Origin of the sequence: Acinetobacter sp. YH16040_T, assembly GCF_024605785.1 — a bacterium.
Classification (GTDB): Bacteria; Pseudomonadota; Gammaproteobacteria; order Pseudomonadales; family Moraxellaceae; genus Acinetobacter; species Acinetobacter amyesii.
Window position 1 is genome coordinate 25,226 of sequence record NZ_CP094541.1, and the last position, 13,770, is coordinate 38,995.

Consider the following 13,770-nt stretch of genomic DNA (forward strand, 5'->3'; position numbering starts at 1 on the left):
TCATACTCATAACTGACATTAACACTAACAGTGATTTATTACTGTGATGTGAAGATAAAAGCTATGAGTTACTAGCGAAATTAACTGAATCAAGCGTTTTGGTATATGAATCTAATTGAAGCTATACAGTGATTAAGTTCACGAGACTCTAACTGTGGCGATTAAGTTCGCAACGCAACATCTTCACTTGTAGGAGATGGGCGACTGTTTGGGGTTGTATAGTCAAGTAATTAAGTGCATGTGGTGGATGCCTTGGCAGTCAGAGGCGATGAAAGACGTAATAGCCTGCGATAAGCTCCGGGGAGGCGGCAAATATCCTGTGATCCGGAGATTTCTGAATGGGGAAACCCACCCGCTATAAGGCGGGTATCATAAACTGAATACATAGGTTTATGAGGCGAACGAGGGGAAGTGAAACATCTCAGTACCCTTAGGAAAAGAAATCAATTGAGATTCCCTCAGTAGCGGCGAGCGAACGGGGAAAAGCCCATTAAGTTATCTAAGCTTTAGTGGAACGCTCTGGGAAGTGCGACCATAGTAGGTGATAGTCCTGTACGCGAAAGGGCTTAGATAATGATGTCGAGTAGGGCGAGGCACGTGAAACCTTGTCTGAATATGGGGGGACCATCCTCCAAGGCTAAATACTCCTGACTGACCGATAGTGAACCAGTACCGTGAGGGAAAGGCGAAAAGAACCCCTGTGAGGGGAGTGAAATAGATCCTGAAACCGCATGCATACAAGCAGTGGGAGCCAACTTGTTTGGTGACTGCGTACCTTTTGTATAATGGGTCAGCGACTTACATTCAGTAGCAAGGTTAACCGATTAGGGGAGCCGTAGAGAAATCGAGTCTTAATAGGGCGTTTAGTTGCTGGGTGTAGACCCGAAACCGGGTGATCTATCCATGAGCAGGTTGAAGGTTGGGTAACACTAACTGGAGGACCGAACCCACTGTCGTTGAAAAGCCAGGGGATGACTTGTGGATAGGGGTGAAAGGCTAATCAAACTCGGTGATAGCTGGTTCTCCCCGAAAGCTATTTAGGTAGCGCCTCGGACGAATACCATTGGGGGTAGAGCACTGTTTCGGCTAGGGGGTCATCCCGACTTACCAAACCGATGCAAACTCCGAATACCAATGAGTACTATCCGGGAGACAGACTGCGGGTGCTAACGTCCGTAGTCAAGAGGAAAACAATCCAGACCGCCAGCTAAGGCCCCAAAATTATAGTTAAGTGGGAAACGATGTGGGAAGGCATAGACAGCTAGGAGGTTGGCTTAGAAGCAGCCACCCTTTAAAGAAAGCGTAATAGCTCACTAGTCGAGTCGGCCTGCGCGGAAGATGTAACGGGGCTAAAACTATATGCCGAAGCTGCGGATTTACACATTAGTGTAAGTGGTAGGGGAGCGTTCTGTAAGCCGATGAAGGTGGATTGAGAAGTCCGCTGGAGGTATCAGAAGTGCGAATGCTGACGTGAGTAACGACAAAACGGGTGAAAAACCCGTTCGCTGAAAGACCAAGGGTTCCAGTCCAACGTTAATCGGGGCTGGGTGAGTCGACCCCTAAGGCGAGGCCGAGAGGCGTAGTCGATGGGAAATTGGTTAATATTCCAATACTTCAGTGTAATGCGATGAGAGGACGGAGAAGGTTAAGTCAGCCTGGCGTTGGTTGTCCAGGTGAAAGGAAGTAGGCATGTATCTTAGGCAAATCCGGGGTACTCTATGCTGAGATCTGACAGCAAGCTGTACTTGTACAGTGAAGTGGCTGATACCATACTTCCAGGAAAAGTCTCTAAGCTTCAGTTACACTGGAATCGTACCCGAAACCGACACAGGTGGTCAGGTCGAGTAGACCAAAGCGCTTGAGAGAACTCTGCTGAAGGAACTAGGCAAAATGGTACCGTAACTTCGGGAGAAGGTACGCTGCTTTTGGTGATGGAACTTGCTTCCTGAGCTGAGAGCAGCCACAGAAACCAGGCCCCTGCAACTGTTTATTAAAAACATAGCACTCTGCAAACACGAAAGTGGACGTATAGGGTGTGATGCCTGCCCGGTGCTGGAAGGTTAATTGATGGGGTTAGCGTAAGCGAAGCTCTTGATCGAAGCCCCAGTAAACGGCGGCCGTAACTATAACGGTCCTAAGGTAGCGAAATTCCTTGTCGGGTAAGTTCCGACCTGCACGAATGGCATAATGATGGGGGCGCTGTCTCCAGCAGAGGCTCAGTGAAATCGAAATCGCCGTGAAGATGCGGTGTACCCGCGGCTAGACGGAAAGACCCCGTGAACCTTTACTGCAGCTTGACATTGAACTTTGATCTTACTTGTGTAGGATAGGTGGGAGGCTTTGAAACCGAGACGCTAGTTTCGGTGGAGCCAATCTTGAAATACCACCCTGGTAATATTGAGGTTCTAACTCTGTCCCGTTATCCGGGACGAGGACCATGTCTGGTGGGTAGTTTGACTGGGGCGGTCTCCTCCTAAAGAGTAACGGAGGAGTACGAAGGTGCGCTCAGCGTGGTCGGAAATCACGCGTAGAGTATAAAGGCAAAAGCGCGCTTAACTGCGAGACCCACAAGTCGAGCAGGTACGAAAGTAGGTCTTAGTGATCCGGTGGTTCTGTATGGAAGGGCCATCGCTCAACGGATAAAAGGTACTCTGGGGATAACAGGCTGATACCGCCCAAGAGTTCATATCGACGGCGGTGTTTGGCACCTCGATGTCGGCTCATCTCATCCTGGGGCTGAAGCAGGTCCCAAGGGTATGGCTGTTCGCCATTTAAAGAGGTACGCGAGCTGGGTTTAGAACGTCGTGAGACAGTTCGGTCCCTATCTACCGTGGGCGCTGGAAATTTGAGAGGATCTGCTCCTAGTACGAGAGGACCAGAGTGGACGAACCTCTGGTGTACCGGTTGTGACGCCAGTCGCATCGCCGGGTAGCTATGTTCGGAAGGGATAACCGCTGAAAGCATCTAAGCGGGAAGCCTACCTCAAGATAAGATTTCCCTTGGACTTTATGTCCACTAAAGAGCCGTTGAAGACTACGACGTTGATAGGTTGGATGTGGAAGTGCGGTGACGCATGAAGCTGACCAATACTAATTGCTCGTGAGGCTTGACTATACAACACCCAAACAGTTGTATGTAAAGCATCAATTGATTCGATATTAAGCAAAATAACTTGATTTAGTTAACGCTTAAGAACAAAATATGCAACTTAGATATGATCTGTTAATAACTCATTTGACCAAGCAACGGCACTGAAAAGATAAGACCAAATGCAAAGTCATAACAGTTGTGCTGGCGACAATAGCAAGAGTGAACCACCTGATCCCTTCCCGAACTCAGAAGTGAAACCTCTTAGCGCTGATGGTAGTGTGGGGTTACCCATGTGAGAGTAAGTCATCGCCAGCTCATTATTCGAAACACCCCCTGATACGTCAGGGGGTGTTTTTTTATGCGGGGAAAAAGGGAAAGTTATCAAAATAGAAAAATAATAAGAGAAGCAAATTCAAAAAATAGGAAAACGAGAGATATTAAAAAAGAATGAGGCTAAACAGCGCTAAAAATTTACATCAAGGCAAGCCTATATTCTTTATAGTGAAGTTTAGTCGCCAAGGTATAAAAACAATAGGATGTGCAAATGCTCCAAGATCTCGATAAAGTCTCTATTTTAGAGATATTGCAGCAACGCTTTGAGGCAAATATGCAGCGGCATCCAGAATTACTTTGGGATGATGTAAAAAAACAATTGATAGCACAGCCCTCAAAACTAAAAATTTTAATCGAAATGGAAAAAACAGGCGGTGAGCCAGATATTGTGACGCTGAATCAGCAATCTCAAGACCTGATATTTTATGATTGCAGCTTAGAGTCACCAAAGCTTAGACGAAGCTTGTGTTATGACCGTGATGCCTTGGAGAATCGGAAGGATCATCCTCCCCAAAATAACGTTATAGATATGGTGCGAGACATCGGTGCTGAGCTACTGACAGAAGAAGACTATCGAGCGATACAGCAAGTTTTTCATTTCGATTTAAAGACTTCGAGCTGGATTGTGACGCCAGCGGATATTCGGCAAAAGGGCGGGGCACTGTTTTGTGATCGACGTTATGATCATGTATTTAGCTACCATAATGGCGCGCAGTCATATTATGCGTCTCGTGGATTTCGCTGTAAGCTGGTGATCGCTTAATCTCAGTGCTATAAATGTTTTTAAAACAATCAAGTGCGTTAAAGCGAGCTTTTCTAAAGATGTAATTGCGTTTGTTTTTTAGACATTTAAAATTTTTCTAAACTAAAGATAGAAATAAATGATGGTGTGTCGTTCTGAAGTTTAATGAAAGAATAGAAGAATTAGGCCTGAAAATAAGGGTATTATTATTTAAAAAAATCAGTTAAATAATCATATATTGATAATGTTTAATAATTAAACTAAAGCATGAAAAATAACACAATTAACATGTACTTATAAGCGACTAGATTTATTAAACATACGTCTAATATCCCTAGAAAACACTGTTCCGTATATTCCGTGGCTGTTGAATTTTACTTAAAAATTCAATGAATGTTATGGACAAGTACTCATGGGAGATGAGAACGATGACAACGGAAAAAATAGACATAAATTCTGTAGTCGATAAGGCTAAATTTACCCCGTTCCACTTCAATGTAGTGGCTTGGTGCTTATTGATTATTTTATTTGATGGCTACGATTTAGCGATTAATGGCGTGGTTTTACCATTATTGATGCAAGACTGGGGCTTAAGTGCAATGCAAGCGGGGATGCTTGCCAGTACTGCGCTCGCAGGCATGATGTTTGGTGCCATGTTCTTTGGTTCTTTAGCGGATAAGATTGGCCGTAAAAAAGTCATTATGATCTGTATCGTTTTATTTAGTGGTTTGACCTTTGCCGGTGGTTTTGCGTCGAATCCAACAGAATTTGGTATTTTGCGTTTCTTGGCTGGTTTAGGGATTGGCGGTGTAATGCCTAACCTTGTGGCTTTAACGTCTGAATACGCGCCGCAGAAGATGCGTAGCACACTGGTAACGACGATGTTTAGTGGTTATGCAGTCGGTGGTGTGATGGCGGCACTTTTAGGTTCATGGTTCACCCCTGACTTTGGTTGGCAAATCATGTTCTTTATTGCGGGTATTCCTCTTTTCCTTTTACCTGTGATTTGGAGATTTTTACCAGAATCTTTGGCATTTATGGTGAAAGAAAACAAACAGGAAAAAGCCCGCAGTATCGTGAAGCGCTTAGCACCTGAAGTGAAAGTGACTGAAAATACAGTGTTCACTTTGCCTCAAGAAAGCGTGCCTGAAGCTGCTAACGTGGTGAGTTTGTTCCGCCGTGGTCGTGCCGTAAATACATTGCTGTTTTGGGTGGCGTTCTTTACGTGCCTATTGACCATGTATGCGCTAAGCAGCTGGTTACCAAAACTGATGATGGCAGCCGGTTATTCTATGGATAACAGCTTAATGTTCATGATGGTCATGAACGTGGGCGCAGTTGTGGGTATTGTTGGCGGTGGTATTTTAGCTGACCGTTTCCACTTAAAACCTGTGTTGATGGTTTTGGGTATGATGGGCGCGATTGTGATGAGCTTGATGGGCTTCCAGTCAAATCAGTTCTTGCTATACATCTTGGTGTTATTAGCTGGTGCTGCGTCTATTGGTTCGCAAATGCTGCTGTACAGCTATGTGGCGCAGTATTACCCACTTGCTGTACGTTCGACGGGTATTGGTTGGTCTTCTGCAATTGGTCGTATGGGCGCGATTGTAGGGCCAATTTTGATTGGTGGTTTGCTCGGTATGAATTTACCTGCGCATTTCAACTTTATGGCGGTAGGTTTACCTGTACTGATTACTGCGATCGCTGTTGCATTGATCATGCATGAAAACGACAGTGATAAAATTGATGTTAAAGAGGCAACTACAGCGAAAGCCTAAGTTGTGATTCTTTAAAAAGAAAAGCCTCCGAAAGGGGGCTTTTTTGGGTTATTTAAAATGCTAATAAAATAATTATTTTATATTTTCTAATATTCTATATTTATAAGTTTTTAAAAAAGATATAAAAACTTAACTATGACTATTTTATGGGGGGAGAGATGGAGTTTATTGAGCAAATTAAAGAAGTAATGAAGGAAGCGCGAAAAGAAATGCATGTTGATCAAATAGCAGAAGCAATCGTAGCGAAATATCCTCATACTCAGCAGCATCTAGATGTTTTATCTAAGAAAATCTCTTCGATACTTTCAAAGGATATTGACAAATATAAAACAAAATCAGAGTTCACAAAACCAAAAAATTCTAAAGGTGCTCCAAGACGGGGGAATTTACAGATTAAAAATCAAAAAAGTTGTACCTGATATTGTTCCACCGCCACCTACAGTTAATGCACTGTATACGGGCAAGGCTGGCGAGTTTGCAGTGATGGCTGAATTATTATTTTTTGGATTTAATACATCATATATGGCTGTTGATGATGATATTGATCTTGTCGCAGCAAAAGATAATAATTAACCTGAATCGCGGATAAGAAATTAACTTGAAAAAAAGGTGACTGAAAACCATTAGGGAGTTACCACACAACCTAAGCCTTCAGCCACCATGTTCGATTTTACATATTTCTTCTGCATCGTTGATGACTTTTTTCAGAAATTTGAAGCAAGCTATTGGGAATTTTTAAAACACAACAACAAGCGTTTGAGAATGCGGTCTTCTCAATTGAAAATTTCAGAAATCGTATTCATCGCAATTTGGTATAAATGCTCTCATTTCAATAACTTCAAAGCATTCTTCTTTTCATTAAAGCACAATCATAGTCAACTCTTTCGATATTTACCGTGTTACCAACGAATGGTTCATCTCATCAGAGCACATCAATTGGCACTGCATGCTTTACATTTTGCCTTAATGAAAGACTGTCAGAGTCAGTATTTATGGATCGATTCGACCACACTACCTGTATGTAAAAATCAGCGGATTCAACGGCATAAATCTCTAGCAGCAATTGCAACACGCGGCAAAAGCTCAATGGGATGGTTCTTTGGCTGTAAGCTGCATTTAATCATGAATCAGTCAGGAGACATGGTCAGTACAGCTTTATCAAATGGGCATACAGCAGATATTAAAATGGTTGAACAGTTGGTAGAAGGATTAAAAGCCAAGCTCTATGCTGATCGTGGTTATATCAGTCAGGAATTAAAGAGTAGATTAAAAGTACAAAGTACTGATTTAATTACCTATCACCGAAAGAATATGAAATCTGTACAACTCTCAACAGCAGATGAATATCACTTAAAGCAGCGTAATAAAATAGAGACTTTATTTAGCCTGTTAAAAGGGAAATATCATTTGGTGACGAGTAAAGCGAGAAGCATTGAAGGATACTTAGCTGGAATTTATGCATCTCTATGTGCTTACCAGTTATGCCATCAAAACAAGCCAACCATTCGAGTAATGGAATGATTGGCTTAAGCAGGATTCAGGTTAAATACTTTCATATACAGGTTAAAACAGCCAATATATCTGAATCAAATAATCAGTATAGATTCACGATAAATCTGAGATCTTATGATTCAAAGGATGCATCATCTACTTTCTATATTTTTGTATTACGATCATGTAATGGTCCATCTTATGTAAATAATTATATTAGATCTCTTTCATAAATCAAAAAACGATCTTATTTTTGGTTAATATTTGCACTCCGGATTTCTTAGCATTCGTGCATAATCTGCGGATGAAATACATCGATTCAAACAAGCTTTCTGATCCTCAGTTCAAGCGATACACAGGCATCTCATGGTCAACTTTCTATTTGATGGTTGAGCAATTGAAGAAACATGTCCCTGCCAAAGGCAGACCGCCCAAGTTAAGCCTGGAAGACCAGGTTCTGCTCTGTCTAAGCTATTGGCGGGAATACCGAACCTTATTTCACGTTGCGACGAGCTACGGGGTTTCAGAGCCCACAGCCTCAAGAATTGTCCATCATGTTGAAGACTGCCTGATTCGGTCCAATCTCTTTAATTTACCCAAAGATTTACCCGAGGGCGAAGGCATCGATTGGAATGTTGTGATCGTGGATGCCACAGAAATTCCAATCCAAAGGCCTAAAAAAACAGAAGAAAAGCTATAGCGGCAAGAAAAAGACCCACACTTTCAAAGTACAGGCCATCATTCATTATCAAACTCAAAAAATCCTGAGTTTATGTACGAGTCGTGGTGCCGTACATGATTTCGAACTCTTCAAACGTAACTTGAATCAGATTCCTGCAGGTGCATTTATCCTTGCGGATAAGGGTTATCAGGGAATTTATACAGTGTATCCAAATAGCTTGTTGCCATTAAAAGCAAAGAAGCGCTGTAAACTGGATTCCGAACTAAAAATCTATAATCAGGAAATCAATAAAAGAAGAATTGGAATTGAGCATGTATTTGGCAGTTTGAAAACCTTCAAAATTCTTGCTGAGCGATATCGCAATCGAGGCAAAAGACTAGCATTGAGATTCAATCTAATTGCTGGAATTTATAACTTAGAGCTGAGTGAAAAATGACTTATGAAAGAAATCTATTATTCTTCCAAATAGTGATATCAGCCGATTACTGGAATCTGGAACTATTACACAAGCGGCTAAATTATCCATTCGTATTGAACGCGATAAAAATGGAAAATATTTATTAAATTCAAAGGAAACTGTGAATTACGCTTTAAATAGATTTGATAAAATTCGTTAAATAAACTGATTTATATGACCAATTCTGCCATGGTCATTAATTAACAAGCGATATTTATAGAAATTACAAATAGGTATTATGATCATGCAATTTAATTCTATCTCCCCAATCCCTGAAGACGATGAAGAACTGCATTTGCCTGAACTGGTGTACTGGTCATCTTTAGGTGAACTTGCAGAAGTCGAAAAATCATTGGCAAATGGCACAGACGTAAACTCTGCCGATGACGAAGGCTATAGCGCACTGCATGCAGCAGCAGAAAATGGCTATTTAGACGTAGTGAAGCTGTTGGTAGAGAAAGGTGCAAATGTACAGCATAAGACCCAATACACAGCATTAGAGCTTGCAGAAATGGCAGGCAATGATGATGTAGTGGCATACTTAAAAAATTTGTAAGCCATACATCTTATAAAGTAGATTCATAAAATACCCGCATGCAATATGCGGTTATTTTCATTTTATAATTATTGTTGCTGTTGCTGTTGCTGTTGCTGTTGCTGTTGCTGTTGCTGTTGCTGTTGCTGTTGCTCAAGCTCCTGCTGAATCGCTTGATTAAACGCAGGCAAGTCATCTGGACAGCGAGAAGTAATGAGCACCCAACCGCCCGTATTACAGCGGTGCACCTGCTCATCGACCCAATGTGCACCCGCATTTTCCAAATCCAAACGAATGCTTTTATAAGACGTCAGAGTTTTATCACGAATTCTTTCAGAATTAATGAGCGCCCAAGGACCATGACAAATTGCAGCAATAGGTTTTTGATGGTCAGCAAAGTTTTGAATAAGTCGCAGTGCATCTTCATCGATCCGTAGATGATCTGCATTGACAGTTCCGCCTGGAATTACTAACACATCATAGTCTTCAGCATTTACGTTGCTCAATTGGGCATTGGGTTGAACTTCAGCTTCGACCTTTTTGTCGGCTTTTACTGTTTGGACAACCGCATGTTTAATAGCGGCATGAATGGCTTCAATTCCCTTTTCATTTAAATAATTTAATGGTTGGATCAGCTCGTCATGTTCAACACCGACATTTGAAGTTATCACTAAAGCTTTTAAAGTCATGATTGACTCCTTGCAATGAGGATTGTCTACCACGCTAACAAGCTGACGGATTTGGGTATGTAATAATTTCGCAGGAAACTGTAAGAAGTTTTGACAGAGATGTTATGCGAAAGTTCTAGATTAGAGCGAACTTTTAAAAATCAGCTAGAAAAAGAAAACCCCAACATCCTGTTGGGGTTTTCTTCGTATTTCGTATTTTAGATACAACTCCATGTCATATCTCACGTCCTGATGCAGAAACTTATTGTTATTGTTTTATGTTTCGGAAACTTCCTGTTTCCTGATAACTGTAGATTAGGCCTGTTTGAATAAATTGAATAGCAGCAATTTTCTGCATGCCATGTAAGCCAAAACGTACAAAATTATTCTGTTACCTTTCCAAAGAAAAATCATCTGATTAATTGATTAGAATCAAATGATTATAAAAGGGAAGGGAACAATAAATGAAACAATGTATACAATATTTTCGAACGCCTAGCCTCATCGTCGGTATCTTGATGACAGCCGCATGCCATGCGGAAAACACCACAACTACAGCACAAGATCAAACACCAAGACAAGCTCAAAAATCGGCACAAATCCAGCAAGAACAACGCTTTAAAATACAAAAAATCGCTCAATTTAATGAACCTTGGGCGTTTCAACAACTCCCAGATGGACGCTTATTGCTAACTGAAAGAAAAGGTCAACTGATCATCTTTAACCCGCAAAATCAGCAGAAAATACAGGTGAAAAACCTTCCCAAAGTAGCCTATGGTGGACAAGGCGGCTTAGGTGATATTGCACTTGATCCACAGTTTGAAAAAAATCATCAGATATACCTGAGCTATGCAGAAGCAGGACAGGGCGGTTTTGGCGCTGTCATCGAAAAAGCCACATTAAACCTCAATGAAGCTGTGCCAAGTTTAAAACAGCGAAAAATCATTTGGAGGCAAATTCCAAAAGTAGAAGGTCAAGGCCATTATTCACACCGTATGCAATTTGGAACAGATGGAAAATTATGGGTGAGTTCGGGCGAACGTCAGAAGTTTGATCCTGCACAAGATCTGCAGTCAAATTTGGGTAAAGTGTTGCGCTTAAATAGTGATGGAACGCCTGCTGCGGATAATCCATTTCAGACCCAAGGCGAAGTTGCCAAGCAAGTCTGGAGCTTCGGGCACCGTAACCCTTTAGGCATGGCATTTGATGCAAAACAGCAGCTTTGGGTGGCTGAAATGGGCCCGAAAGGCGGTGATGAGTTAAATCTCGTGCAGCGAGCGAAAAACTATGGCTATCCGCATGTGTCGAATGGCGATCATTATGATGATCAACCGATTCCTGATCATCATACACGGCCTGAATTTGAAGCCCCTGCCATCAGTTGGACACCGGTGATTTCACCGTCGAGTTTGATGTTTTACCAAGGGCAAAAGTTCCCCTTGTGGAAAAATAAAGCGCTGATTGGTGGTTTGTCGTCTCAAGCAATCGTGATTGTGGACACAGCACATCAACCGGCAACAGAAATCCAGCGTATCGACATGAAACAGCGGATCCGTGGCTTGATTGAGGCCAAAGATGGCGCAATTTGGGGGATTGAGGATGGTGAAAAAGCATGGTTATTCAAAATTGAGCCAAAATAGCGACTAAAAAATAAACAAAAAATTCAAAAAATAAAAAAAAGCCCCTCCGGGGCTTCTCACATACAGGCCTGCACGAATTTCAAATCCGTCACCTAAGCCGCATAGTGCTCATCGGCATTAAATGCATTGGCTTGAATTTGAATTAATTTACGATTTCCTTGTTCTCCATTCATTCGCCAATGCGCAATTTTAATATTATCGACGATCGCAACATCACCTTTATGCCACTGCAAAAGCAGGGCATCTTTATACATCGCATCAAAAAATTGCTGCTTTTCGGCATCGCTCCATTCAATTTGTTGACCTTCTGGCGTGTAAATTTCCCAAGTCAGTTGCATGCCGTCCGCTGTCGAATCGATTTCAATCTCCCCGCGATTTTCAAAGCAATTTTTGGCCGCCTGATGGGTAAATGGATTGGTATTATTAGCAAAAGCCCACGGCTGAATCACATGCTTTTTCGTATCGGGGTGATGAATCACCAGTGGCGAACGCTGCAAGGTCAGTTTGGCTTTTTTATCTTGTCGAATCTCTAGACTAAACGGGCTCTTTTTCAGCAATAATCGGTCAAATAGCCCCACCTCGCGCGCCGAGACATAAGAAAAATGGTTCCATGCACCAAGATATTTTTCCTGTAGATGTTTCGGAAAATTCTCCCAAATCTGCTCTAAGTTATTAAATCCTGTTTCTGCCAAATACGTCGAAGGTTCCTGACAAAATAAGGCGATATAACGCGAGCGTTCTGAGCGCACGCCACCTTCAACATGTGGGCCTTGTACCGAGTTTTCGACTGGACCCAATTGCACTGTGTTGCGATCGATATAACGACGGTAGTCGCCTGCGCCGAGCAATTTCTCGCTGTATTTTCGCATCCAAGATGCAACCCAGCTGGGCATGTTGGGGTTAAATGCATTCCATGGCGTAAACTGAAAATATTGTTCAATCAGTTGGTTAAATTGTTCGGGTTGCTCGATGTTAAAACCACGGAACAGCAAGATGCCATTTTCATGGATTTGTTGTAAAAGCTCTTGTCGATGCGCGCCAATATATTGTGCAAGATCTTGCGGGCTATTGTGTTCTGGAGCGGCATGAAAAATGCGGGTAAAACTATTCAGTTGTTGCTGTTGCAATTGCATAGGTCATTCTCTAATTTTTTAATTCAATTTTTATTGTTGTCGCCTAATCCCTAAGCGCTGACAGTTCGAGCTGCTGAACTCGCAGCCGTTATTCTGTCTAAAATCTCTGCCGATTATAAGTACAGTTTTACTGTTGCGATGTAAGTATTGTTGATAAATTGCGATTTTTCGACGAATAGAGTGCGATAGCTGAATGAATGACGACATGAAAAAAGCCCTCGACATCCTATCGAGGGCTTTTTAGATTCATTCTAAAGATATGACTCCTGTCATACCGATCAGCGTTCCTGCTGCATGTGCATTATTTATTTTTATTGCAAGACATCCTGTCTCTGTATGTTCTTACTATAGGCGCGTTGCTGTTGAGGCCATAGGCGTAAATACTGCAAGCGCTGTAGGTAAATGCCTACAGCAGAACGTCGCTAAATCCTGCTAGTGTAGTGATTTAAATAACAACAATGAGTTTCGCGCATGCCTGCAACACAAATCGATATACGGATGCAATACAGCATAGAACAAGAACAACAGTTGATAAATGCTGTCTTTGACGCCTTACAACAGAGTTTTCAACTACCTTCATATGACCGCAATATGCGTTTGCAAGTGCATGCGCCACATCGGTTTCAGGTGTTTGATCATTTGACGCAGCCTGAGCGCTTTACACATATCACCATTGATTGTTTTGCGGGACGAACCGTAGCAACCAAGCGTAAGTTATATCAAATGTTGGTGCATAATTTGGTGGAATTTGGCATTCCAGCCGACCATATCATCATAACATTACGTGAAAGCCCTCTAGAAAATTGGGGGATACGAGGTGGTCAAGCCGCTTGTGATGTCGATTTAGGTTTTCAGGTCGATGTTTAGTCTGTGCAAATACATGGAATGTTGCTTTCACATCGCCTAAACGAAAAAAGCCCCGACATCCTGTCGGGGCTTTTTCGGATTCATTCTAGCGGTATAACTCCTGTCCTACCGTAAGCTTCCTGCTCATTGTCTTATCATTGTTGTTTTATGTTCAGTGACATCCTGTCGCTGTATGACCTTAATATAAAAGTAATCCAATAACGTGAATAGTGTCTATTATCCGCATCTGATGTAAGCCAAAACGTACAACACCTAAATTATCATTCTGTCCGTCGCGTCAATATATTGCACAGCATTAAGGCTCTCGATCGTTAGATCTATGTATCCATATTGATCTAAACCGCTTTTAAAACA

At 42.0% G+C, this 13,770-nt stretch carries 11 protein-coding genes and 2 rRNA genes; 11 read left to right on the forward strand and 2 right to left on the reverse strand.

All coding sequences use genetic code 11. The features are described from left to right. Positions 1-220: 220 nt before the first annotated feature. The 9 genes from MST16_RS00115 to MST16_RS00155 all read left to right on the forward strand — a co-directional run bounded on the left by MST16_RS00115 (position 221) and on the right by MST16_RS00155 (position 9,129). Positions 221-3,114, forward strand: a 23S ribosomal RNA gene (locus MST16_RS00115). A gap of 176 nt (positions 3,115-3,290) precedes the next feature. Beyond that, positions 3,291-3,405 (forward strand): 5S ribosomal RNA (rrf, locus tag MST16_RS00120). Positions 3,406-3,634: 229 nt separating this feature from the next. Beyond that, entirely contained in the window at positions 3,635-4,186 is a 552-nt protein-coding gene (locus tag MST16_RS00125; protein ID WP_180009692.1) for a DUF4256 domain-containing protein, read from the forward strand. Positions 4,187-4,593: 407 nt separating this feature from the next. Continuing rightward, the gene (locus tag MST16_RS00130; RefSeq protein WP_180009691.1) at positions 4,594-5,943 is read left to right on the forward strand and encodes an aromatic acid/H+ symport family MFS transporter; all 1,350 of its coding nucleotides are present in this window, start codon (positions 4,594-4,596) and stop codon (positions 5,941-5,943) included. 158 nt (positions 5,944-6,101) lie between these two features. Continuing rightward, a complete protein-coding gene (locus MST16_RS00135) occupies positions 6,102-6,362 on the forward strand; it encodes a hypothetical protein (protein WP_180009690.1) in 261 nt (86 codons plus the stop codon). A gap of 241 nt (positions 6,363-6,603) precedes the next feature. Continuing rightward, a complete protein-coding gene (locus tag MST16_RS00140) occupies positions 6,604-7,464 on the forward strand; it encodes an IS982 family transposase (RefSeq protein WP_179992267.1) in 861 nt (286 codons plus the stop codon). 274 nt (positions 7,465-7,738) lie between these two features. Continuing rightward, positions 7,739-8,134 carry a transposase family protein gene (locus tag MST16_RS00145; protein WP_257245633.1) on the forward strand — a complete coding sequence of 132 codons (396 nt, stop codon included), beginning with the start codon at positions 7,739-7,741 and terminating at the stop codon, positions 8,132-8,134. Then, positions 8,082-8,552, forward strand: coding sequence for an IS5/IS1182 family transposase (locus tag MST16_RS00150; RefSeq protein ID WP_039254797.1), 471 nt, complete (start codon positions 8,082-8,084; stop codon positions 8,550-8,552). Before MST16_RS00145 ends, MST16_RS00150 begins: the two co-directional genes overlap by 53 nt. Before the next feature lie 265 nt (positions 8,553-8,817). Then, positions 8,818-9,129 carry an ankyrin repeat domain-containing protein gene (locus tag MST16_RS00155; protein WP_180009621.1) on the forward strand — a complete coding sequence of 104 codons (312 nt, stop codon included), beginning with the start codon at positions 8,818-8,820 and terminating at the stop codon, positions 9,127-9,129. A gap of 68 nt (positions 9,130-9,197) precedes the next feature. On the opposite strand, the gene MST16_RS00160 is transcribed toward MST16_RS00155, so the two are convergent. Next, positions 9,198-9,797, reverse strand: a complete 600-nt coding sequence (locus MST16_RS00160; protein ID WP_180067049.1) for a type 1 glutamine amidotransferase domain-containing protein — start codon at positions 9,795-9,797, stop codon at positions 9,198-9,200. A 443-nt stretch (positions 9,798-10,240) separates the two neighbouring features. Between MST16_RS00160 and MST16_RS00165 the strand changes: the two genes are divergently transcribed. Then, positions 10,241-11,416 (forward strand): PQQ-dependent sugar dehydrogenase, encoded by a 1,176-nt coding sequence (locus MST16_RS00165; protein WP_373683473.1) that lies wholly within the window; start codon positions 10,241-10,243, stop codon positions 11,414-11,416. Positions 11,417-11,508: 92 nt separating this feature from the next. Here the strand turns inward: MST16_RS00165 and MST16_RS00170 are convergent, their stop codons facing one another. Further along, on the reverse strand, positions 11,509-12,549 hold the full coding sequence (locus MST16_RS00170; protein WP_180009619.1) for a TauD/TfdA family dioxygenase: 1,041 nt from the start codon (positions 12,547-12,549) through the stop codon (positions 11,509-11,511). Positions 12,550-13,020: 471 nt separating this feature from the next. Between MST16_RS00170 and MST16_RS00175 the strand changes: the two genes are divergently transcribed. Then, the gene (locus tag MST16_RS00175) at positions 13,021-13,416 is read left to right on the forward strand and encodes a tautomerase family protein (protein ID WP_180005605.1); all 396 of its coding nucleotides are present in this window, start codon (positions 13,021-13,023) and stop codon (positions 13,414-13,416) included. The last annotated feature ends 354 nt before the right edge of the window (positions 13,417-13,770 follow it).

What these genes read in the sequence shown, in the direction of transcription:
- MST16_RS00125 (WP_180009692.1), top strand. Translation starts at nt 3,635, where the DNA reads ATGCTCCAAGATCTCGATAAAGTCTCTATTTTAGAGATATTGCAGCAA.
- MST16_RS00130 (WP_180009691.1), top strand. Translation starts at nt 4,594, where the DNA reads ATGACAACGGAAAAAATAGACATAAATTCTGTAGTCGATAAGGCTAAA.
- MST16_RS00135 (WP_180009690.1), top strand. Translation starts at nt 6,102, where the DNA reads ATGGAGTTTATTGAGCAAATTAAAGAAGTAATGAAGGAAGCGCGAAAA.
- MST16_RS00140 (WP_179992267.1), top strand. Translation starts at nt 6,604, where the DNA reads ATGTTCGATTTTACATATTTCTTCTGCATCGTTGATGACTTTTTTCAG.
- MST16_RS00145 (WP_257245633.1), top strand. Translation starts at nt 7,739, where the DNA reads ATGAAATACATCGATTCAAACAAGCTTTCTGATCCTCAGTTCAAGCGA.
- MST16_RS00150 (WP_039254797.1), top strand. Translation starts at nt 8,082, where the DNA reads ATGCCACAGAAATTCCAATCCAAAGGCCTAAAAAAACAGAAGAAAAGC.
- MST16_RS00155 (WP_180009621.1), top strand. Translation starts at nt 8,818, where the DNA reads ATGCAATTTAATTCTATCTCCCCAATCCCTGAAGACGATGAAGAACTG.
- MST16_RS00160 (WP_180067049.1), bottom strand. Translation starts at nt 9,797, where the DNA reads ATGACTTTAAAAGCTTTAGTGATAACTTCAAATGTCGGTGTTGAACAT.
- MST16_RS00165 (WP_373683473.1), top strand. Translation starts at nt 10,241, where the DNA reads ATGAAACAATGTATACAATATTTTCGAACGCCTAGCCTCATCGTCGGT.
- MST16_RS00170 (WP_180009619.1), bottom strand. Translation starts at nt 12,549, where the DNA reads ATGCAATTGCAACAGCAACAACTGAATAGTTTTACCCGCATTTTTCAT.
- MST16_RS00175 (WP_180005605.1), top strand. Translation starts at nt 13,021, where the DNA reads ATGCCTGCAACACAAATCGATATACGGATGCAATACAGCATAGAACAA.